Genomic DNA, 22,138 nt, shown 5'->3' with positions numbered 1-22,138 from the left:
GGGCGGTCTCGGGCCAACAGGACTAAATTTGTATACAAAAAACCTAGCAGGGACACGCCCCGCTAGGCAATTTTTTTACCATTTAACAATCATCGCTGAGCGGTGCGATGTTTCTTTAATAACAACGCCACGCTTCGCCATTTCCGCGATATATGCTTCACCCGGAACAACTACCTCTGGTGCGAATACACCACGCTCCTTAATCACACTACTGCCAATCATTTGTGCAACAACAGAAATCGTACATGCTGTTGCACGTGCCATCGCCGTCACACCGACCTCCGTATTCTTTTTCACAACCATTTCATACTCATACGTTATTTGTTCCTCTGATTTTTCACCTGCAATAATTACACGCAGTAATACGGCATCTATATTGTTCCCAAGGTCGAGCTTTTTCTTCAGCGCTTCACGTACAACCTCACGTACGCCTACATCACGTCCTTCAGCTTGCACAATATTTTCCTTATCTAAGAAACCAAGATCCGCGAGTAGCTTAAATTTCTCCGCATGCCCTTTATAGCGAATTGTTTTATACTCAAGTGTTTTTAAATTAGGGAATGTTTTATATAACGTTGAAATGCCGCCTGATGTATAAAATGCCTCTAATACGCCAAACTCATCGAAATAAATCGGCTCGACTCCTGTTAATGATTCTACTTCTGTTAACTTCCCTTTTTGAATCGCTTTTGATGGCTCTGTATAATGATCAAACACGCCATCAAGCGAGAATACACGTGTATAATCGAGCGGAGGCTTAGGCTCTGTTGGTATGCCTCCTACGAATAGCTTTATAGACTCTACTGAATCGAGCTTTGTCGTACCATAGCCTGCTAAAATATTGATCATACCCGGTGCTACACCTAAATCCGGTATAATTGTAACGCCAGCAGCTTTTGCTTCCTCCGTCAATTGTAAGATTTTTTCCGTCACACCCCCAATATGACCACCTAAATCCACAGCGTGCACACCTGTTGCAATGGCTGCTTTTGCCACACGCTCGTTGAATTCATAAAACAGGGCATTAATTGCTACATTCCCTTTTGCAAGCACTTCACGAAGGTCTTCATCACAATGTGCATCTAATTGTACTGCTTCAATCTTGTCTGTATTTAATGTACTTATGAAAGTTTCTACCATTTCTACGGCTACATCTGCTAAATACACTTTTTCAACAGATTCACTAGCAATTAAATCACGCGCTACCTCTTTCCCCATTAAGCCTGCACCTAGAACTACTACTTTCATGTAACCCATCCCCTTTATTATAGTTTCGAGTTCTCTCTAAGAAAGCAACATGTGCGCATACCATTTTTCTTCTTGTTGTTATGAATCACACCGCACCCCAATGTTACTTCGGTTCCTTCCCCCTTGCGCTAGCATACTAGTCAGTCTTCACCAGCGCTTGCCAAGTGTTTACGGTTGCTTATATTCCATTTATCATGTATCAATTTGAGCGCGCTGCAACGTGCCGCTGTAGTCGACGTAAATACTTTTCCATTCTGTATACACGTCAAGCGCTGCCTGCCCAGAATCGCGGTGGCCATTCCCTGTCCCCTTTGTGCCACCGAACGGCAAGTGAATTTCAGCCCCTGTTGTACCAGCATTGACATACACAATACCTGTATCTAAAAGTTGCTGTGCTTTAAATATCGTATTCACATCGCGTGAGAAAATAGAACTTGATAACCCGAATCGCACACTATTATTTACAGCAATCGCTTCATCTAAATTAGCTACTTCAATAATGCTAATGACAGGTCCAAAAATCTCCTCTTGTGCAATAATCATGTCCGCATTCACATCGGTAAAGACGGTCGGTTCAAAGTAAAAACCTCTATCTAACGGAGCTTCTGTTAAAATACGCCCGCCTGTTAGTAATGTTGCACCTTCCTGATTACCGATGCCAACATAGTGATTAATTTTCTCTAGTGCTGCTCTATTAATAACTGGTCCGACTTTCACATGTGGGTCAAGTCCATCACCAATTGTAATGCGTTCCATTGCAGTAAGAAGCTTATCCTCGAGCACTTTCTTCACCGAGCTATGTACGATGACTCGGCTACACGCTGTACAACGCTGTCCAGCTGTACCGAACGCGCTCCATACTATACCTTCCACTGCTAGATCCAAATCTGCATCATCCATAACGATAACTGCATTTTTACCGCCCATCTCGAGCGATAGTTTTTTCAAATGTTTACCGCCTAACTCCGCCACTTTACTACCTGTAGCAGTCGATCCAGTAAAGGAAATTACGCGAATATCCGGATGCTCAACCATTGCGGTACCGATTGTTGGTCCTGTACCGAATACGATATTCGCAACGCCTTTTGGTAAGTCTACTTCTTCAAAAATTTTCGCCAGTTCATAAGCCATCATCGGCGTTTCATTGGATGGCTTCCAAACAAACGTATTGCCTGCAACAAGCGCAGGGAATGCCTTCCACGTAGCAATCGCAATCGGGAAATTCCATGGTGTAATAAGGCCCACAACCCCAATCGGTGCACGTACACTCATCGCAAATTTGTTCGCAAGCTCAGATGGCGTTGTTTCCCCAAACAATCTGCGTCCTTCGCCTGCCATATAAAGGGCCATATCAATACCTTCTTGTACTTCACCGCGCGCTTCTTCAATAACTTTGCCCATCTCACGTGTTAGTACTTGTGCTAAATATTCTTTTTTCTCTTTTAATTTAAATCCAATTTCATATAAATAATCCGCACGCTTTGGCGCAGGAACAAGCGCCCAATGCTTTTGTGCCTTTTTTGCTGCATTTACAGCTGCATCAATTTCTGTTTTCGTTGAGAGTGGTATCGTTCCTAGTTGATCTCCCGTGGCCGGATTAATAATTGGCATCGTTTGTAAATTATTATCCACCCATTCTCCGCCGATAAAATTCTTTAAGTCCATTACGCCTCCCCTTCCTTTTATGAAAATTCTGATAATACAGTATATTGATTCGACATTTTCTACCTTAAACCCTTTTTTTCTCCAATCAAAATATTAATATCTTTTGTTTCTCGTATGAAACTTCTTGAAGCAATCAAACGTACATATTATCAGTAGGATAGTTTTTCTAAGGAGGACATTAATTATGAACAATCACGAAATTGACTACAAACTTTACGGCGATGATATGCAATTTGTTGAGGTGGAGCTGGATCCAAATGAAACAGTTATCGCTGAGGCAGGAAGCTTAATGATGATGGATGATCAAATTCGCATGGAAACTATATTTGGAGACGGAGCTCATTCGGGCGGGGGCTTAATGGGAAAATTAATGGGCGCCGGTAAACGTTTAATTACAGGTGAAAGCTTATTTATGACGACATTCACAAACGTAGGCTCTGGCAAACGTCACGTCTCTTTTGCATCTCCTTACCCTGGTAAAATCATTCCAATGGATTTACGTGAGTATAACGGCAAAATCATTTGTCAAAAGGATGCTTTTTTAGCAGCAGCTAAAGGTGTAACGGTCGGCGTAGAATTTCAACGTCGATTAGGTACGGGCTTCTTCGGTGGTGAGGGCTTTATTATGCAAAAACTTGAAGGGGACGGCATGGCATTTATCCATGCAGGTGGTACAATTCACCGAAGAGATTTACAGCCTGGCGAAACTTTACGTTTAGATACAGGTTGCTTAGTCGCAATGACTTCAAATGTAGACTACAATATCGAAATGGTAAGCGGCGTTAAAACTGCTTTATTCGGTGGAGAAGGATTATTTTTAGCAACACTTTCTGGTCCTGGTACAGTTTGGGTACAATCATTACCATTTAGCCGTTTAGCAAGTCGTGTATTCTCAGCCGCACCAATAACTCAAGGCGGCGGTGGTCAATCTAAAGGCGAAGGCGGCATCGGCGGGCTGTTTGATTTATTTAATAAATAAGTTTATGGCGTAGGAAGCAAATTCCTACGCCTTTTATAGTATACATTCGTTAAAATGAACTTCGGGAAATATACTGCGGGGTACTCTTTCTACCAAAAGCAAAAGCTGCTCAAATAAGTCGTAAAAAACGAACTTTTTGAACAGCTCCTAACCATTATAAATATAATACAAAAATTAAAATGGCCGCTAATACGATTCGGTAAATAGCGAATGGCGTTAGTTTCACACGTGAAATTAATTTCAAGAAGAATTTAATTGAAATTAACGCAAAAACAAAAGCACTAATGAACCCTACTGCATAAAACCAAAAGTGATCTGCATTAATTTGATCCCAGTTTTTTAGTAAAGATAAACCACTCGCACCTGCCATAATAGGTACTGCCATAATAAACGTAAAGTCTGCTGCCGTTTTATGGTCTAAACCAAGAAGTACCCCACCTGAAATTGTGGCACCAGAACGTGAAAATCCTGGCCATAATGATAAACATTGTACGAGCCCAATTTTAAATGCTTTACCATATGAGATATTATCTAAAGAGGTAATGGCTGGTCTTTTCGGACCGAATTTATCGGCAACAATCATCAAAATCGCACCAATGATTAATCCTATAACTACGGTTTTAACACTGAATAAATTTTCATCAATAAAATCTTCAAATAATACGCCGAATACACCTGCTGGAATAATTCCAATGATTACATGTCCTAAATTAAAATTCCCTGATGCTTTTTGTCCATCGATTTTATATAAACCGACTAAGCTTAGCATACGCTTCCACATGACAACTACAACCGCTAAAATGGACCCAAGCTGTACGACGATTTTAAATGTATTAGCTGATCCCGGACCTAAAAACTCCTTTGTTTTCAGCCACATATCATCAACAATAATCATATGACCTGTTGATGAAACTGGCGCAAACTCCGTCATCCCTTCGACAAATCCGAGGATAAGCGCCTTTAATAACTCAATAAATTCCATAATAAGACTCCTCTACATTGTTCAATACTCAAATACAATACACGAATGTTCTATTACTGTCCATCGCTTTTAATATGCACGACCCACATTTCAGAGCGGCTACCTATACGTGTTGGCGGACCCCAAAATCCAAAACCGCTCGATACAAGTGTATGCATATCATCTTTCTTTTTGTAACCGTAATCTACCTCAAACATTTTACCTGTTATAAGGTGATTCGGCCACATTTGCCCTAAATGAGTGTGCCCAGATAAATGCAAATCCACCCCTGCATTAGCCGGTGTTTGTAAATCATTTGGCGTATGATTCATGACAATCCATGGAAAATCCTTTTGTTCTGGTGCTAATTGTTCAAGCCCAAGTCGGTTTTTATTCGTTATATCTTCTTGCCCTGTTAAATAAAAACGTTCGCCAACTAAAATAGTTTCATCAAGTAATATTTTAACATTGGCCTGTTTCATTTCTTCCACTAGTAAGGGAATTTTCTTGCCATAATATTCATGATTACCGAGCACCCCGTACACACCATATGTAGATTTTAACTGCGACATGACTTCCCCCATCCCTTTTTCGACAAACCAGAGTGGATCATCATCAACTAAATCTCCAACTAGTAACACAACATCTGGATTATACTCATTTGATAAATCAACGAACTTTTGTAAATGTCCTTTATCTGAGAGTACACCTAAATGGAAATCAGACCCTACAACTACGGTCATTGGTTCATCAATATCCATATTAATTGTCAACTCACGCACAACCGGTGAATACGCATTGTACGAGCCGATAATAAATAGCATAATAAAAAGAAGTAATGCCACGCTACCTACCAAACGTACCGATAGCGGTGTAAAAAAGACGAATAAATTGGCGATAACACTTAATGCAATTCCATACTGTAGCACAAACATCCAGTAACTCCCAATAACCGATAGTGGTCTCAGCCATTCATGTAAGCGTCCTAAAACAAAGCCAAAGGACACAGCAAAAAGTAATGACCAAAATAATAGATTCGGTATGTGTACGCTCCATGATACTAGCCATGCATTTATATTCCAACCTATGTAAAAAGTAATCGCACTATAAATAATGACAACAATAATTCCTATTAAAATTGGCAACGTACAGCGCCTCCTATACTTAATATACTGTTTTAAAAGTATAGCATTGTCTGTGTATTCTAGAAAAATATAACACTTAAAACTTCGAATAACGCATAATCGTATAGTAAAGAAAGGAGTGATCATATGGATCCAGAAATTATCGGCGGTTTTATTATTTGTCTTTTTGTTGGCATCGGCATTATACTAGCTGGCTGGCTTATTTGGAAAAAGGAATATTATCATTTGATTGCAGGTTTCGATGCTTCCACATTTAAAGGTGATACAAAGGCACTTGGGAAAATGTTCGGTATTTCAATGTATATACTAGGATTCATGACCATATTACTGCCATTTGGACTTGAATTTATCGGTGAATGGCTCGGTATAGCATACGCCGCATTGACCATTATCCTAATAATTTTCTTAATCGTGCGCGCCAATCAACTCAAGTAAGAAAAGAGGAGAAATCATAAGCGATTTCTCCTCTTTTATTAAAACGCAGCTTGCACTGTGACAACGACTTTGAATAAATCGCCATCTACTTCAATTTTCATTCTAGCACCATGCAAATCGACAATTGATTGCGCAATCGCTAATCCTAAACCAGAGCCATCTGTATGTCTAGAAGTATCTGCTCGTTTAAAGCGTTCAGTTAATTCATCGACGTTTTCAGTAAGCTCATACTTGGCGATATTTTTTACGGTAAATTCGGCTTCAGTTCCTGTTTGTTTCAACGTTACATAAACACGTGTATTAGGAAGTGAATATTTACGCGCATTGACAATAATATTATCGATGACACGCCACCATTTTTGACCGTCTACATAGGCAAAAATCGGTTGGTTTTCGATATTAACACGTAAATCTAAATTTTGTGCAGCGAAATCCTCTCCATGCTCGCCCACTGCCTGCTGCAACAGTTGTGCTAAATCCACTCGCTGCTTCATAAGCTCTACATTACCACTTGCCATTTTCGATACATCAAATAAATCTTCTATTAATGTTTTTAGTCGCGCTGATTTTTTATCGAGAATGTCAATATATTTTAAGCGCTCTTCTTCTTCTAAATCAGGGTTTTTCAGTAAATCGGTATACGTAATAATCGATGTCAGCGGAGTTCGTAAATCATGGCTAACATTTGTAATAAGCTCTGTTTTTAAGCGCTCACTTTTAGCTTGCTCGCTCATCGATTTGCGCACACCTTCACGTAATTCGTTCAAATTTTTCGCGTGATCCGCAATCGGTGACTTTCCTTTTACAACAACATCACTTGTTAAGCGTCCCTCTGCCATATCCTTCGTCTGTTTCATTACACGGTTTAGGTAGCCCATGCGACGAAGGAACACGTATAATGTCGGCATCAATACGAAAATAAAGAGCGGAATGTACACAAGTAATAATTCAGGCGCTATCAACACACCAGTAAAGCCTACCCCTGCAAGGAAAAAGACAATAAGCATTGCTAATGTTTGTACACCAATCGAACGATTTAAAAAGACCTCTTCTACTGCTTCCCCAATACGTAACGACACAGATTTTTTCCATTTCTCTATATCTCGAATATCAGATAGCATCCATACCGTGCTCGTAATCAATGCCGCTAACAGCACTGCTGTCAAAACAAATAATACGGCAAGCTCTAGCAAATTAAAAAGATTATAGTGGTCAAATCTAAAATAAGCGAAACTATAAATCGTACTCCCTAATCCATTTAACATAGCAATTAACAACATGAAAGCAAACAGCCATACCCCGAGAACTATATCAATCGGCAATTTATTAAAATAAGGTCTAGCTTGTGGGAATAAATTTTCAAATTGCTCACGCTCTGGCTTCATGACAGTAAGCAGTAAAATAAGCGTAATAATCCCTGTGCCCCACACAATATAATGAATGATTTTAGACAGTGTAAATGCTTCATAGTTTTGCTTGAATTCGGCATTTTTCAACATCGATTTCGGTACCGTTACTATACCTGTATAGCGCTGCTCGTCCAACGAAATATACATCTCACGATTTAGTATTGACCCACCATCATCAATATACCTGCTGTCTGCATCTATATAAAACTCCGGAGTTGATCTAAAATAGGATCCTTCCGTAAATTTTTGTGTAAAAAGAGCTGCCTCATTAACATCTTTCGCCGTAATAATCTCGCCTGTTTCGATATTCTTAAATTCAAAAGCAAAATAATTATAAGTTGATAAAAACTGTTTTTTATCACGCTCAAATTCTTTCGCGTATCCATCAATCATTTGTTCTTTTACAGTACGGATTTTTTCAGCAACATGTTCATCATCCGTGAAGTTTTTCTTCACTGCGGCAATTTTTCTGTCGCGTTCTTCCTTTAAGAGAGCTCTCACATCTTCATCGAGCGTTTTATCGTCTAAACGTCCCTCATATTGCCATACTATATTTTGAACTTGATCCTCCAACGTCCCATAATAATTTTTATAATAGTCAATTTCCTCATTTGTCACTTGAATCGTTTCTTTCGCTTTCTCGGCGTCAAAATTTGTTAGCACATAGCGACTGAGACCTTCATAAAATTCTTCTCGCTGATTACTAAATTCATCCGATGTAAAATACGATTTCCCCAATATACTGGAACCTTGATTGAGAAACGTTAACCCTGCAAATACCGTCCAGAAAATAAGAAAAAGTGTGAGGATGGTTTTACTGTTTTTCATTCTTTATCCTCCTAAAATAGCTTCCTTAATAATTGAAGCGTGTCGTTGAAGTCGCCTCGCATTTCCCATAAATATGCCCCGATATACAATATTCCAATAACACTAGCTACTGCGCTTAAAATTGTGCAAAAAAGCGCTATTCTATTTTTCCATTTTGTAACCAAGTCCCCATACAACCTTTAAATAACGCGGATTTTTCGGGTCCGCTTCGATTTTTTCCCGGATTTTTCGGATATGCACGGCAACAATATTTTCTGCGTTGTATGCTTCTTCATTCCACACCATCTCGTAAATTTCACGAATAGAAAAGACGCGCCCTGCATTTCTAAGTAACAACTCGGTAATTTTGTACTCAATTGGCGTTAATTTAATTGGCTCACCATCTAGAAGCAATTGGCGTCCAGCTATATCCAGCTCCAATCCTTCCACTTTAGCATTTTCCTGAAATGTCCCGAGCTCTACATATCTACGTAGCTGTGATTTCACACGCGCCATTAACTCTAACGGATGGAATGGTTTCGTAATGTAATCATCCGCCCCAATCGATAGCCCGTGAATTTTATCCGTATCTTCTGCTTTTGCGCTAAGCATAATAATCGGGATATTACGCTCAGCGCGAATTTTAAATGTTGCCGTAATGCCGTCCATATTTGGCATCATAATATCTAAAATAATTAAGTGTATTTCGTGCTGCGATAACTTTTCTAGTGCTTCCACTCCGTCAGATGCTTTCACAACGTCATAGCCATCATTTTTCAAATAAATTTCAATACCGTCGCGAATATCTTGATCGTCATCCACTACTAAAACCGTCAATTTCGTCACACCATTCACCTCACTGCTTTTTCTTATACATTTATAATAAAACATAAAAATGAACATTCTATAATGGTAAATCTGAAGAAATTCTTAACTTTTATCGTACCATAATCATTCATAGTACTTAAAAATTTCAGAATCAATTATGAATTGTGCGCTTTCCTAGTACCTATTATAATAAGTACAGCAAACAATACAGGAGGTTTCGCTATGTACAAATCAGTAGCACAAACGGCACAAGATTTAAATATGCCAGTGGAGCAGGTAATGCACTATATTTACGTCGGGCGCATTAAAGCTGTACATGATGGAGAGCAATTTTTAGTAAACAGCGGACAATTCGATACGTACCATCAGCAAATCGAACGTATTAAAGAAGAAATTGAAATTTGGCGCAATACACCTATTCCTGACGATATTGATGTGAAAGATGAAGATTAATAGTAATTTTCCTTTCTTACACTTTCCTAAAAATAAGTGAGTGCGCTACGTGAAATATGTCCATACTATGCATGTATAGAAAGGACGTGTTAGCCATTCTCACTGAAAAACAAAAAACGAAATTAAAGAATTTGTTAATTGAACAAAGAGCTTCATTGCAACATGTTGTTGGAGAAGATGATTTATTAGATCGTGGTAGTTTGCGTGATGCAACTGATGAATTATCCACTCTTGATAACCATCCAGCTGATTTAGCAACTGAATTATTTGAACGAGAAAAAGACATGGCTTTAAAGGCACATAATGATGATGAATTAGCACAAGTGAATGCAGCGCTTGAAGCCTTAGAAAAAGGTACGTATGGAGTTTGTGCTAAATGTCATGAGGATATTCCGTATGATCGATTAAGGGCAATTCCGTATACATTATTTTGTATAGATCATACGGAAGCCAAATCGCTGCCGACTGACCGACCTGTTGAGGAGCAAGTAATTTTTTCAGCTGTTGATAATTCCTTTGCCAGTCGGGATTTGAAAGACGGCATTATCGATTATGAAGATTCGTTCCAAGAAGTTGCGCAATATGGAACTTCAGAAACACCATCTGATTTTGAAGGGGACTTTGATGATTACAACGATCTATATGATGATCCAGATGAAATTGGCATGGATGAGGAACTCGAAGCGTTAAACATGTCGGAAATTGATGAACTAACAGGGCAAATTTCAAAGCTCGATGCCGATGAAGCGAGGAAATATGATTATTTAGAATGAATAGACATGATATTTCCCTCTAAATTAGGCACTGAAAAACTTTTAATTTTTAAATGAAAATAAGGCAAGGCACTTTCTGTTCGATTTTTGAACAGAAAGTGCCTTTTCTCTAACAAAATTTCAACCGTTTTTCCAATGAGTAAATCTAGTAAATTCATATTCTTTAGGCGAAGGCGACGGAACTTCGTGAGAAAACTTGAATCCACGACATCATCTTCCGGTGGCATTTCAAAAAATACTTAAACGACAGATCGTATTTCGAGCGCTCGACAAGATTGGCATACGACAAATCGTGAATTGCAACAGTAAATATTTGAACGTACGAATGGGTGGAGTTGCATTTCGACCAACATGAAATCCCTGAGCAAATATTTATTATACCTCCTGACAAAGGTAACGATTCGCCCGTGGGAGGTTAGTTTTCGCCCATGAGGAACCACTTTTCGCCCGTGGGATCATGCTTTTCGCCCGTGGCAACCCGCTTTTCGCTCATGGGACATCTATTGCACCGTGGGACCTCATTTTTCACGAGGCAACCAATTTTCCGCCCACGAGAACCCACTTTTCGCCCGTGGGATCATGCTTTTCGCCCGTGGCAACCCGCTTTTCGCTCATGGGACATCTATTGCACCGCGGGACCGCTTTTTCACGAGGCAACCCGCGTTCGTTTTACCGAGGGACATGCTTTTCGCGAAGCTGTACCCGCGGATAGCGTCCGCCGTCATGGAAATCAACGACAGCGAAGAAAAAGCGAGTACAAGAACGATTTTCGTTCTTGTACTCGCTAATGTTGGCCTATACGGACTTTTTCAATACCCTCGTTTTACTTTTATATAATTCCCTTCAATTTAACAATTGCCTGTACACGGTCAAAGACTTCTAGTTTACTATAGAGACTACTTACATAATTGCGTACAGTACCTTCTGCTATAAATAGAGTCGAAGCTATTTCCTTATTGTTATAGCCCGCTACAATTAACTTCGCCAATTCTAGTTCTCGTTCGGTTAGTTGAATATTATTCTCCCGTTCATAACCTGGAAAAGATGCCTGAGATAGTTTAGAAACTAACTTTGCGGCTACTGCTGTCGGTAATATAAACTGTCCTAAAACGGTATCACGAATTGCAGCAAGCATTTTATCTGTGTCCATATCTTTTAACAAATAACCGCTTGCTCCACTAGTCATTCCCTCAATAATGTAATTATCTTCAAGAAATGTTGATAGAATAAGAATAAACGTATCAGGAAATTGTTCTTTAATGTTTTTTAATGCAGTAATACCATCCATAATCGGCATTTGTATATCCATCATGACTAACTTTGGTCGATGTAGTTTCGTAAGTGCTACTGCTTCTTCCCCATTGCTTGCTAGTCCCACTACTTTCATATCATCCTCTAAATCTAGTATTGTCATCAAGCCTTCACGAATTAACATTTGATCATCTGCAATCACGATTGAAATCATTTATCCATCCCCCCTACCGTTCCTTGCGTGGCATAAGGTAAATTAAACCTTATTAAACAGCCTTTTTGCTGCTCAGAATTTACATGAAAAGTTCCTTTTAGCTGCTGTACTCGCTCTTGCATCATTTTTAGCCCGAAGCCCAATTGTAAGTGATCAGCACCAACTCCATTGTCGATTAGCTCAAACTGTATAGATGAGCTGTCATCTATTAAGCTAAAATGGAATTTACTACTTTGACCATGTCGGATTCCGTTCGTTAATCCTTCCTGCAGTGCATGATAAATCAGTTTTTTCATGATGACAGGTAAGTGCCCAACAGCATCTATATGAGCATGTATCTCCACACCTGTATTCCATTCTGTATCCTGTATTAATACCTTTAATGACTGCTCTAAATCGTAATATTTATCCTCTTTTAACATATGAACTGAATTACGAATTTCGCTTAAACTATGGCGTACAAGATCCTGAGCCTCTTTCAATCGAACGATCCCACCGTCCATATCCTTTGATAATAATCTTCTGCCTGCCTCAATTTGCAATATTGTCGACGTCAATGTATGCCCAACTATATCGTGAATTTCTTGTGCAATACGGTTGCGTTCTGCATAGACAGTCATTTCCGTTAGTGCTTCAGAAGTAACTTGCATCGATTTTTGCAAACTTTCTGTGCGCTCTTCAACTTGTTGCTCTAGATTTCGCGTTAAATATTGAATATTCGAATAAAGCTTTGCATTCGTAATCGAAATCGCACATTGTGAGCAGAGTAGCTTCAACACATCTAGCCTTTCTTCTGTAAAGACACCTTTTGATAAATTGTTTTCCATATAGAGGACAGACAATAATTTGTTTTGATACATAATCGGTAAACAAAGCACTGACTTCAATTGATTATGTTGAATATATTTATTTTTACTAAATACACTATTGGTCGCATCATGTAGCACTACTTCTTCTTTTGTTCTAGCCGTATAGTCAATGATTGCTGTCGGCACTATATGGTTCGCTTCGTATAATGGAATAGATTGTATTCTTAAATATTCTGCTGTACCATATGCCTCTACAAACCATTTACCTTCATTATCAAAAATTAAAGCTCCGTACTCCGCTCCAGCATTTTGCAACATAATTCGTAATAATTTGTATAGTAGACGTTCGATTTCAATTTCATCCGATAATGCTTGTGCAGATAATACAATTGTTAAATAATCAACGCGCTCTAAATCCGTTGCCTGCTTAATGAGCAATAAATTTCCGTATTGTCTTTCAAGGTCCGCGGTTTTTGCCAATGCTCCCCAGCTTTGATATGCTTTATAAGCTTCATTAATATATACCTTTGCTAGCGTTAGCTTTCCTGATCGCATGCCATATTTAGCAAAGCTCTCAGTAATAATTGCAACATCGTGGTTATGCCCATATTTCTGTGCTGCTTCAATTGCCTGCTCATACAAATGCTCCGCTTGTTTAAATTGCTGCTTTAGTTTCTTACTTTCTGCTTCAGCGAATAAATATTTATGCAAATAACTTTCGGGACTGCGCTTAGCTAGTTGCTTTAGTTTCTTCACACATTTGCGCATTTGATGTGAATAACTTGCCTTCGTTTTATTATCAGCATCATCAAACAACTCTTTAACAATTAATATATAAAAAAATGGATCACTTGCATTTGGTATACTATTATCACCAGATGACAGGTCAATCTCCATGCTTCTTGTTAAAGCTTCATACGCTTCCTCATAATGACCAAATATATATGCGGTAATATAATCACACCAATAAGCAACTCCCTTTAAAAATTGATCAGCTTCCTCTACTTCCGCATCTAGCAATGATTGAATATCAAAATTGTCATGGGTAAACGGATCATGTGCTGCTGTATAGCCTGTTAATCTCGTCAGTAATTGGGATAAAATTGCAGCCTGCTTCCAATGAACCGTATTATAATCAAGCTGAAACATAGAACTACGAGATAGTAAACGAATATACAAATCCTTTAATGGATAACTATATACAAACAACTGTGCACAATTAATTAAAAAATTATAATTCGTTTGCCATTTATTATTTAGTAGTGCGTCATGCTGATTTGCGTAATCAGTAAGTGATAAAAGAAAATTAGGCTCATACTTTCTCCAGCTATCTTGGCATAATGCGAAAATTGTATTTGCCTGCATATACATTTCAGGGTGATTTTTAGCTATTTCACTAGCGAATTTACTGTAGTGATAAGCCGACTCATATTGACTTGAAATTAAACATTTAATTAAAGCATAACTTGCAAAACCGTATGAAGCTTCTACTGTCATCCCATACTTTAACGTTAGTTCTAGCAACATTAAAACTGCTGCTAACCAACTGTCCTTGTTCGACATAAGATTCGCGTTTGCGATATAAACAAGCACTTGGACTGCTGCTTTACCTCGCTCATCTTGCATCTGTGGGAGGTTTTTAATTTCTTCTGATGGAAATTTCCGCAGCTTGCGCTGAATACGATTCCATTTGAAAAATAAAGAAAACTTACCTTGTTTAATATTTAGGGGGAGATTTAATAGCTGCAATGCTATTTCACCTAATCGTAAAACTTCATGATAATTATCCCTACTAAGCTCTAACTGAATAAGTAAAATATATGCTTGAACTTTATCAATATCCGTTTGCGAGTTTTTAATAATTATTTCTAATAACTCTTTTGCATAGTCATTTTGCTCACATATAAACGCTATTTCGGCTCTTTCTTTATACACTTGATACGTAATTGCATAGTCTTTATGCCAATTATCTTTTTTTAATAAATCTATAGCGATTTGTAAATAATGTGCAGCTTGTTCATAGGCTTTTTCTTTTTTCACTAGAAGTGAGGCCTGTACATTTAACTCCGCCAGCTCTACTTGTTTACTACATGCAATCATCTGTTCTTTCGCCTTATTTAAATGTTCTAATACATTTATGATAGAAATCTCTTCACTTGTAGACAAATACTTTGCTAATACTACGCCTGCCTCCATATGCATAGTACCTCTATCTTGTTCAGCAACTAGCATATAAAAGGACTGCTGTATTTGCTCATTCAAAAAAGTATATATTTGCTTTTCATTCGACAAAATACCGATGAGCTGATGATTGATCGCTATTTGTAATGCTTCTTGTATTTGTTCGATCGTACTACCTGCCATCTCAGCAAGCATGTGTAGCTTGAATTGTTTCCCTAAAAATGCGGCTTTACTAAGAAGTCGGCTCGTTGGACTTTCTAAACTTTTTATTAAACTTATAGGAGGTGCTTCATTTGTTTTTTCAACATGAAGAGCTGCTATACCTCGAACATCCCATTTCCAACTTCTACTAATATCATCAAACGCGACTAAGGTCTGGCCCGCTATTTCCTTCATAAATTGCTGCAAACGCTGTGGATTTCCCGCTGTTTTTTGTAATAATAATTGAATTATAGTTTGTTCACCTTGTATAACATTGCTTAATAGAGGGTGCAATAACTGCCCTATCTCTGTAGTATCAAATCCTTTTAATGCAATTTGTCGTGTAAGATACTGGGATTCAGCTTTCTGTAAATATGCGGGAGGCAAGCTCAATTCGTCAGTTTGATAGGCACAGATTACTAGTAAGTTTTGTGTTTTATGGGCGTTAAGTAAAAACTGCAAATACTTTATAGATTGTTCATCGGCATGATGTAAATCATCAATAAACAGAACAAAGGCACGTCCTTTTTCGAAAAATAATTGCATAAATTCCGCTATGGCGCAGTGCATACTACTTTCTAGCTCTGCTTCTGAAAGTACGGAATCATTTGACTGTTCTCCAATTATTAATTGTAACCGGGGGACGAGTTCCGCTAATATGCCTTCATTGCCTTGTAGTGCTTCAAGTATAGTGGACTTCCATCCTTCAAGCTGGTTTTCATTTTCGATTAATAGTTGTGTTACTAATTTATCAATCGTTTGCTTCCATATGCTATAAGGATTATTTTTATTTTTCAATTCACATCGTAAGCTTATCGAAAAATCATCTTGTGATAATTCTTGCTGAAGTATTTTGTTTATTAAATAAGACTTTCCAGTACCAGCATCACCATGTACCAAAATGGCTCCCGTCTCACCTTGTCCAACACGTTGAAGCATGTCCAATATTATTTGTTGTTCTAGTTCTCTTCCGAATAATCTATCTTGCATGAACCAACCAAATACAGCATCTCGACTAGCTAATGTAAAAGGCTGAATTTTACCACTCACGCGAAACTGAGCAAGACATTCCTCTAAATCTGCCTTCAAGCTGGTCGCACTTGCATATCTTGCTTCAGGCGTTTTTTCCATACATTTATCAATAATAGAAGATATTATTGGAGGAATGGATGGGTTTTGAACGTAAGCTGGTTTTTGTTTTGACGCAATATGGTGATACCTCATATCTAATATATTTTCACATTCAAAAGGAAGGCAACTTGCAAACCATTCGTATAATACAACACCTAAAGAATAAAAATCGGCTCGGTAGTCGTAGGTCATTTTTGTATGCGCTGTTTTTTCAGGAGACATATAAGCAAGAAGTGAGTCTACTTTCCGAGCTGAAACGGAATAGTTATTTTCTCCACCCTTTAATTGACTAAAACGAAGATCTAGCAATTTCGCCTCTAATAAATTGTCATCAACAATAATATACAATGGTATTATTTCATTCAGGATTATATTGGCATTATGTATCTGATTAACGCATTTAACGATTGCAAGCGCTACTGATAGAACGTCTTGAAATTTCAAATTCTGTCTTTTCTTCAGTAGCAACTGCTGCAATGTAATCCCTTCAATATTTTGGAATACTAGAATTGGTCGTTCTTCAATGATTTCCAGGCTAATTGGTTCAATTACCCCTTCTCCTTTTAACGCCAGTAATTGTTGAAACTCTCGTTGAAAAAGCTCAATTACGCTTGGTCCGACATAGTGGGCATTCGTCGTTTTAGCAAGCATGTACTTGTCATCTTTTTCTCTTTGTACCCTGTAGACTGTAATTTCATCATTATCACCTATTTTTTCAACTACTCTATAACCTGGAAACAGTAACATGAACGCACCTACTTCAAAAGATTATTTTTGTAAAAAAATTCAATTAATAGTAATATTATCATATCACTAAACTACTATTTCAAGAAAAGGTGTATATTAATGAATCTGGAAGAAGCGATTATTCTATTATTCACTCACGGTATCCCTATTTTATTTTTTATGTATATGGCAACAAACGTACTACTTCGTAACAGAAAGAAAACAGAGCATATTTTACTAGCACTTATCGCTCTTTGCTATTTATTATTATTTGCTGAAGAATATGTTCGAAATCAAGTTTCAATTGAATATAGTGGAATACTATCCTCTGTATGGTTGAGTAGTATTGGTATTATAATTCCTGGGCTTTGTTTTCACTTTTTATTGAAGCTGACGCAATTAGATCGTTATTTTCCTAAGTACATATTCCCCTACGTACTCTACCTTCCCGTGCTATTCGTTATTTACAATCTAACTAGCGGTGCAAACTTAATCGCTGCACAGCAATTTGAACAAGTTGGCATGTGGATTTTACCAATTTATAACGCCGGCTATTACACGGCAATGACTGGAAGTATCATTATTGATGTATTATTTTTATTTTTACTTGGCATTGCAAATTTCAAATCACCTATTAAGGAACAAAAATCCATTTACAACTTACTCATTGTCGGCATTGTCCTTGCAATTATATGGCACTGCATATTTGGCTATATTCATTTCGGCCACGCATTACCACCATATCCATACCTTTATAGCGGCATTATTTGGTGCTTCTTCCTTCAATTAACGATGAAAAAATATGATTTTTTAAATTTATATGATAGACGCTATGAAAAGTTATTTGATATGAATCCGAACGCTATTTTACTTATAAACAGTCGAAAAACAATTAAAAATGCCAATCCAAGTGCCTATCAGTTTTTTGATGCTATTCAATTAGATTTCAAACAATTTTTCGAATTACTAAGTAGCGATATTAAAAGTCTTATCGAAAATAGCAGCATAATTGATAATTATGAAACTATAATAGTTCATCAGAATAAACAGATTGTGTTACTTATTTATGCAGACTATGTACTTGTAGATAATGAAATGCACACACTTTTAATCATTCAAGACATTACAACACAGAAAAAACACCAAGAAGAAATTAACTTTTTAGCCTATCACGATACACTGACACGCTTACCAAATCGCCGCTACTTCAATGAAAAATTCGATGATGTACTTGAAATGGCTAAACAAAACAATCATATTATTGTATTGTTTTTAATTGATCTTAATCAATTTAAATTGCTAAATGATACGCGTGGTCATCTTACTGGTGATGAAATCTTAAAAATTGTTGCGCAAATTTTGCAAGAAACCGCATCTATATATGGCGTCGTAGCTCGAATGGGTGGAGATGAGTTTATTATGTTTATTAACCAGTCTTTATCAAATCAAGACACTTGGAAAACTATCCAACAAATACAGCAGCAATTTTTAAAGTCCATTACAAAATACGGTAACATTCCTGTTAGTTTAAGTATTGGATTCAGTTGCTTCCCTGAAGATAGTGAGGATAGTCAAGCCCTTATTAATATCGCTGATAACAAAATGTACGCGATGAAAAAAGGTCATATAAAAACTAATTAATAGTATACAGAAGGAGATGCTTCTTAAAATTGAATCATCTCCTTTTTCTTATTTTCCGTAAATACTTTGTGCACGAAACAATAAGTAAAATAGATAGGAAATATATGAATTCACCTTACCAGAATTAGCCATATACGAATAGTGAGTGTAGTCACTTTCTTGTCATATGACAAAGTAATGACTGCACTCATCTATTTTTTCTTTTACGCTTTCTATATGCTATTTATAGTAACAATATTATTAACGCGTATTATCTATTAAACGAACTATGTAATTACAAGAGAAAAAGGTGTTTTTATGACCATCAATAAGGCGCTCATTTTGTTATTCACTCACGGTTTACCTATTTTATTTTTCATGTATATAGCGACAGACATTTTTCTTCGTAATAAAAAGAAAACAGAGCATATTCTCGTTTCCTTAATAGCACTTTGCTATTTACTATTATTTGTTGAAGAGTATATTCGGAATCAGGTTTCAATCGAGTATAGCGCTAGACTGTCCACTACCTGGTTTAGTAGTTTCGGTATTATTATTACTTGCATTGGCTTCCACTTTTTAATGAAGTTCACACAGCTAGCTCGCTATTTACCTAAATATATGTATCCTTATACATTTTATTTGCCAGTAATTTTTGTTGTTTACAGTTTAGTTACAGGTGCAAATTTAACGTCAGCCCAGCAATTTGAGCAAATCGGCATGTGGATTTATCCTATTTATAATGCTAACTATTATTTAACGATGGCCGTTGCTATTTCTATCAATATTTTATATTTGATACCTCTTTTTATTGCTAAATCAAGATCTCTTATTAAAGAGCAGAGGTCAATTTATAATTTCCTAATAATCGGTTTTACGATTTCTGTTATATGGAATGTTATTTTTGGATACATCCATTTCGGAGATGCACTACCACCGTATCCATATATTTATAGCGGGATTATATGGTGTTTTTTTCTACGTTTAACGATGAAAAAGCATGATTTTCTTAATTTATATGACAAACGATATGAGAAGCTATTTGAAATGAGTCCAAATGCTATTTTACTTATTAATAAACGGGGGGAAATTAAAAATTCGAACCCGAGTGCTGTGAAATTTTTCGATTCCGTTGAATTAAATTTCGAGCAATTTTACGATTTATTAAATAGTGATATTAAAGAAAGTATCAAAAATAATTGCAACATTAACCACTACGAAACCGTACTTGAACACAATAACAAGCGAACTGTATTACTTATTTACACAAACTACGTACTACTAGAAAATGAAATGCACGTTTTTTTTATAATTCAAGATATTACTGCACAGAAAAATCAACAAGAAGAAATATATTTTTTAGCGTATCACGATTCACTCACTCGCTTACCAAATCGTCGTTTCTTCTATAAAATATTGGACGAAGAGCTTGAAGCGGCTAAACAGAACAATCATATTATCGCACTCTATTTAATTGATCTTGATAAATTTAAGTTGCTCAATGATACGCGTGGTCATCTTGTAGGGGACGAAGTGTTACAAATTGTGGCTCAAAGTTTACTAGAAGTTACCGCAAACTTTGGTGTTGCTGCGCGCTTGGGTGGAGACGAGTTTATTATGTTTATCAACCATTCTCTGTCAAATCAAAATACGGAGCAAGTTCTTCAACAAATACAACAGCAATTTTCAAAATTAGTTACAAAATACGTTAATCCCCCAATTAGTTTAAGTATTGGCGTGAGCTACTTCCCGCAAGATAGCAATGATAAACAAGCGCTTATTAATATAGCTGATACTAAAATGTACTCGATGAAAAGGGGTCATGTAGAATCTACTCAATTGTATATTTGAGTAGATGTTTCAATAGTTCTAAATGTCTCGCATCTGCTAAGGGAATAGAGAGGACATACTAATAATAACTTTCCTGTGGATTAATTAGAGAAAAATGAGGTTACTTCCATTAAGAAAGTGCGTACTAAAAAAGCAAAACTATCAAAGAATCATCTTTGTAGTTTTGCTTTTTCAATTTTATAATACAGTAACAACATTTCCAGTGCGTTTACCGATTATTTCTGCATAATCTTCAACCATTACACTTGCTGTTGGGTACATCCCCGCTCCTGGCCCTATAAGCGTCAGTGTACCAATATAATTTGTTTCCAGAGTAACTGCATTAAACACGTCATCCACTGGATAAAGAGGATGCTCATTATCAACTAGTAGGGGGGCTACTTTACCGATAATTTTTCCATCCGCGCATTTTTCTAGCTCAGCAACATGGCGGTAGCGTAAGCCTTTATCAGAAGCTTCTGCTACATCACTTGCCGAAATTGTATCAATGCCTACTACTTCAACTTCTGACCAGTTTGGCTGCTCACCAAATGTTAAAGATGATAGCACCATTAACTTTTTAAATGCATCCTGACCTGATACGTCATTAAATGGATTTGCCTCTGCATAGCCTAAACGTTGTGCTTCGCTAAGCGCCTCCTCAAATGACCAGCCCTCTGCTCGCATTTTCGTGAAAATATAGTTTGTTGTACCGTTTAATATCCCTTGAATACGACTTACATCATTCACAAGTAATATATTTTTCAGCGTTTTAATAACAGGTACACCGCCTGCTACAGTAGCCTCATAGCCGACAAATACACCATTGTCTTTTGCTAGCTGCTGCAGCTCCATGCCGCGCTTTGCAAACATTACTTTATTCGCTGTGATGACATGACATTTATTTTCTATGGCGCGCTTCAAGTATGAAAAAGCAGGCTCCTCGTTAACAATTGCTTCAAATACGACTTGCATACCACTTCCCGCAAAAACATCATCAATGCTTTCTGTCATTAAATGTGCTGTGCCAGGTACACGTTCACGGCTCGCATCTGTGACTAAAATTTTCGCGACTTCTAGCTCTACCCCAAGCCGATCTCGAAGCTCCTCACGCTTTTCATTTAAAATATGATAAATCCCTTGCCCTACAGTTCCAAAACCGAGGATGGCAGCCTTAATTGTCGCCATAACTTTCGCCTCCAACTTTCCATTCCGTAAATCTAAAACAATTACGCCTCAGCGCAATTGTACACGTTGTAAATCGATTTAACGAATTATTCCAATAATTTCACATAGTAAGATTCTAACGTAACACGACACGGAACACAAGAACAATCTCCCTTGGATGGACATTTGTTTTCCCTAGAAGGTCACTAAACAGTCATAATCATTTATAGTTAAAAGCCCTCACTCGGTTCATTCTTAACAAAGAAACTACTAGTTGTTGGTAAAATCCCTCATCAACACACATG

The 22,138-nt window shown here is 37.3% G+C and carries 15 protein-coding genes and 1 pseudogene; 6 read left to right on the top strand and 10 right to left on the bottom strand.

The window, feature by feature from the left end:
• Positions 1–75: 75 nt before the first annotated feature.
• Together AAFN87_RS10495 and AAFN87_RS10490 are read right to left on the bottom strand one after the other, a co-directional pair.
• On the bottom strand, positions 76–1,248 hold the full coding sequence (locus AAFN87_RS10495) for a saccharopine dehydrogenase family protein (RefSeq protein WP_347791016.1): 1,173 nt from the start codon (positions 1,246–1,248) through the stop codon (positions 76–78).
• Positions 1,249–1,440: 192 nt separating this feature from the next.
• Entirely contained in the window at positions 1,441–2,913 is a 1,473-nt protein-coding gene (locus AAFN87_RS10490; protein ID WP_347791015.1) for an aldehyde dehydrogenase family protein, read from the bottom strand.
• A gap of 184 nt (positions 2,914–3,097) precedes the next feature.
• On the opposite strand from AAFN87_RS10490, the gene AAFN87_RS10485 reads away from it, so the two are divergent.
• Positions 3,098–3,892 (top strand): TIGR00266 family protein, encoded by a 795-nt coding sequence (locus tag AAFN87_RS10485; RefSeq protein WP_347791014.1) that lies wholly within the window; start codon positions 3,098–3,100, stop codon positions 3,890–3,892.
• A 154-nt stretch (positions 3,893–4,046) separates the two neighbouring features.
• Here AAFN87_RS10485 and AAFN87_RS10480 read toward each other — a convergent pair whose 3' ends face one another.
• Together AAFN87_RS10480 and AAFN87_RS10475 are read right to left on the bottom strand one after the other, a co-directional pair.
• Positions 4,047–4,874 carry an undecaprenyl-diphosphate phosphatase gene (locus AAFN87_RS10480; protein ID WP_347791013.1) on the bottom strand — a complete coding sequence of 276 codons (828 nt, stop codon included), beginning with the start codon at positions 4,872–4,874 and terminating at the stop codon, positions 4,047–4,049.
• A gap of 53 nt (positions 4,875–4,927) precedes the next feature.
• A complete protein-coding gene (locus tag AAFN87_RS10475; RefSeq protein ID WP_347791012.1) occupies positions 4,928–5,998 on the bottom strand; it encodes a metallophosphoesterase in 1,071 nt (356 codons plus the stop codon).
• A 126-nt stretch (positions 5,999–6,124) separates the two neighbouring features.
• Between AAFN87_RS10475 and AAFN87_RS10470 the strand changes: the two genes are divergently transcribed.
• Entirely contained in the window at positions 6,125–6,433 is a 309-nt protein-coding gene (locus AAFN87_RS10470; RefSeq protein WP_347791011.1) for a DUF3784 domain-containing protein, read from the top strand.
• A gap of 38 nt (positions 6,434–6,471) precedes the next feature.
• On the opposite strand, the gene AAFN87_RS10465 is transcribed toward AAFN87_RS10470, so the two are convergent.
• Both AAFN87_RS10465 and AAFN87_RS10460 read right to left on the bottom strand, forming a co-directional pair.
• Positions 6,472–8,670: a sensor histidine kinase gene (locus AAFN87_RS10465; protein WP_347791010.1), complete on the bottom strand. Its 2,199-nt coding sequence runs from the start codon at positions 8,668–8,670 to the stop codon at positions 6,472–6,474.
• Between the two features lie 141 nt (positions 8,671–8,811).
• Entirely contained in the window at positions 8,812–9,495 is a 684-nt protein-coding gene (locus tag AAFN87_RS10460; protein ID WP_347791009.1) for a response regulator transcription factor, read from the bottom strand.
• Positions 9,496–9,699: 204 nt separating this feature from the next.
• Here AAFN87_RS10460 and AAFN87_RS10455 point away from each other — a divergent pair, with 204 nt between their 5' ends.
• Complete coding sequence (locus AAFN87_RS10455; protein ID WP_347791008.1) at positions 9,700–9,930, top strand: DNA-binding protein; 231 nt, start codon at positions 9,700–9,702, stop codon at positions 9,928–9,930.
• Positions 9,931–9,986: 56 nt separating this feature from the next.
• Entirely contained in the window at positions 9,987–10,703 is a 717-nt protein-coding gene (locus AAFN87_RS10450) for a TraR/DksA C4-type zinc finger protein (RefSeq protein ID WP_347791007.1), read from the top strand.
• A 104-nt stretch (positions 10,704–10,807) separates the two neighbouring features.
• Here the strand turns inward: AAFN87_RS10450 and AAFN87_RS10445 are convergent.
• The 3 genes and pseudogenes from AAFN87_RS10445 to AAFN87_RS10435 form a co-directional block, all read right to left on the bottom strand.
• Positions 10,808–11,051 (bottom strand): annotated as a pseudogene (locus tag AAFN87_RS10445) (transposase); the annotation flags it as partial.
• 481 nt (positions 11,052–11,532) lie between these two features.
• Entirely contained in the window at positions 11,533–12,168 is a 636-nt protein-coding gene (locus AAFN87_RS10440; RefSeq protein WP_347791006.1) for a response regulator, read from the bottom strand.
• Positions 12,165–17,237, bottom strand: coding sequence for an AAA family ATPase (locus AAFN87_RS10435; protein ID WP_347791005.1), 5,073 nt, complete (start codon positions 17,235–17,237; stop codon positions 12,165–12,167). Before AAFN87_RS10435 ends, AAFN87_RS10440 begins: the two co-directional genes overlap by 4 nt.
• Before the next feature lie 99 nt (positions 17,238–17,336).
• On the opposite strand from AAFN87_RS10435, the gene AAFN87_RS10430 reads away from it, so the two are divergent.
• Together AAFN87_RS10430 and AAFN87_RS10425 are read left to right on the top strand one after the other, a co-directional pair.
• Positions 17,337–18,857, top strand: a complete 1,521-nt coding sequence (locus tag AAFN87_RS10430) for a sensor domain-containing diguanylate cyclase (RefSeq protein ID WP_347791004.1) — start codon at positions 17,337–17,339, stop codon at positions 18,855–18,857.
• Between the two features lie 297 nt (positions 18,858–19,154).
• Positions 19,155–20,687, top strand: coding sequence for a sensor domain-containing diguanylate cyclase (locus AAFN87_RS10425; protein WP_347791003.1), 1,533 nt, complete (start codon positions 19,155–19,157; stop codon positions 20,685–20,687).
• A gap of 177 nt (positions 20,688–20,864) precedes the next feature.
• Here AAFN87_RS10425 and AAFN87_RS10420 read toward each other — a convergent pair whose 3' ends face one another.
• Positions 20,865–21,854: a homoserine dehydrogenase gene (locus tag AAFN87_RS10420; protein ID WP_347791002.1), complete on the bottom strand. Its 990-nt coding sequence runs from the start codon at positions 21,852–21,854 to the stop codon at positions 20,865–20,867.
• Positions 21,855–22,138 lie beyond the last annotated feature (284 nt).

This window comes from Solibacillus sp. CAU 1738, from assembly GCF_039888725.1.
Taxonomy (GTDB): Bacteria; Bacillota; Bacilli; order Bacillales_A; family Planococcaceae; genus Metasolibacillus.
Note: the sequence above shows the minus strand (reverse complement) of the source record. Positions and strands in the feature narration are given on the sequence as shown.

What these genes read in the sequence shown, in the direction of transcription:
- AAFN87_RS10470 (WP_347791011.1), top strand. Translation starts at nt 6,125, where the DNA reads ATGGATCCAGAAATTATCGGCGGTTTTATTATTTGTCTTTTTGTTGGC.
- AAFN87_RS10430 (WP_347791004.1), top strand. Translation starts at nt 17,337, where the DNA reads ATGAATCTGGAAGAAGCGATTATTCTATTATTCACTCACGGTATCCCT.
- AAFN87_RS10425 (WP_347791003.1), top strand. Translation starts at nt 19,155, where the DNA reads ATGACCATCAATAAGGCGCTCATTTTGTTATTCACTCACGGTTTACCT.
- AAFN87_RS10465 (WP_347791010.1), bottom strand. Translation starts at nt 8,670, where the DNA reads ATGAAAAACAGTAAAACCATCCTCACACTTTTTCTTATTTTCTGGACG.
- AAFN87_RS10495 (WP_347791016.1), bottom strand. Translation starts at nt 1,248, where the DNA reads ATGAAAGTAGTAGTTCTAGGTGCAGGCTTAATGGGGAAAGAGGTAGCG.
- AAFN87_RS10420 (WP_347791002.1), bottom strand. Translation starts at nt 21,854, where the DNA reads ATGGCGACAATTAAGGCTGCCATCCTCGGTTTTGGAACTGTAGGGCAA.
- AAFN87_RS10455 (WP_347791008.1), top strand. Translation starts at nt 9,700, where the DNA reads ATGTACAAATCAGTAGCACAAACGGCACAAGATTTAAATATGCCAGTG.
- AAFN87_RS10485 (WP_347791014.1), top strand. Translation starts at nt 3,098, where the DNA reads ATGAACAATCACGAAATTGACTACAAACTTTACGGCGATGATATGCAA.
- AAFN87_RS10450 (WP_347791007.1), top strand. Translation starts at nt 9,987, where the DNA reads ATGTCCATACTATGCATGTATAGAAAGGACGTGTTAGCCATTCTCACT.
- AAFN87_RS10440 (WP_347791006.1), bottom strand. Translation starts at nt 12,168, where the DNA reads ATGATTTCAATCGTGATTGCAGATGATCAAATGTTAATTCGTGAAGGC.
- AAFN87_RS10435 (WP_347791005.1), bottom strand. Translation starts at nt 17,237, where the DNA reads ATGTTACTGTTTCCAGGTTATAGAGTAGTTGAAAAAATAGGTGATAAT.
- AAFN87_RS10480 (WP_347791013.1), bottom strand. Translation starts at nt 4,874, where the DNA reads ATGGAATTTATTGAGTTATTAAAGGCGCTTATCCTCGGATTTGTCGAA.
- AAFN87_RS10490 (WP_347791015.1), bottom strand. Translation starts at nt 2,913, where the DNA reads ATGGACTTAAAGAATTTTATCGGCGGAGAATGGGTGGATAATAATTTA.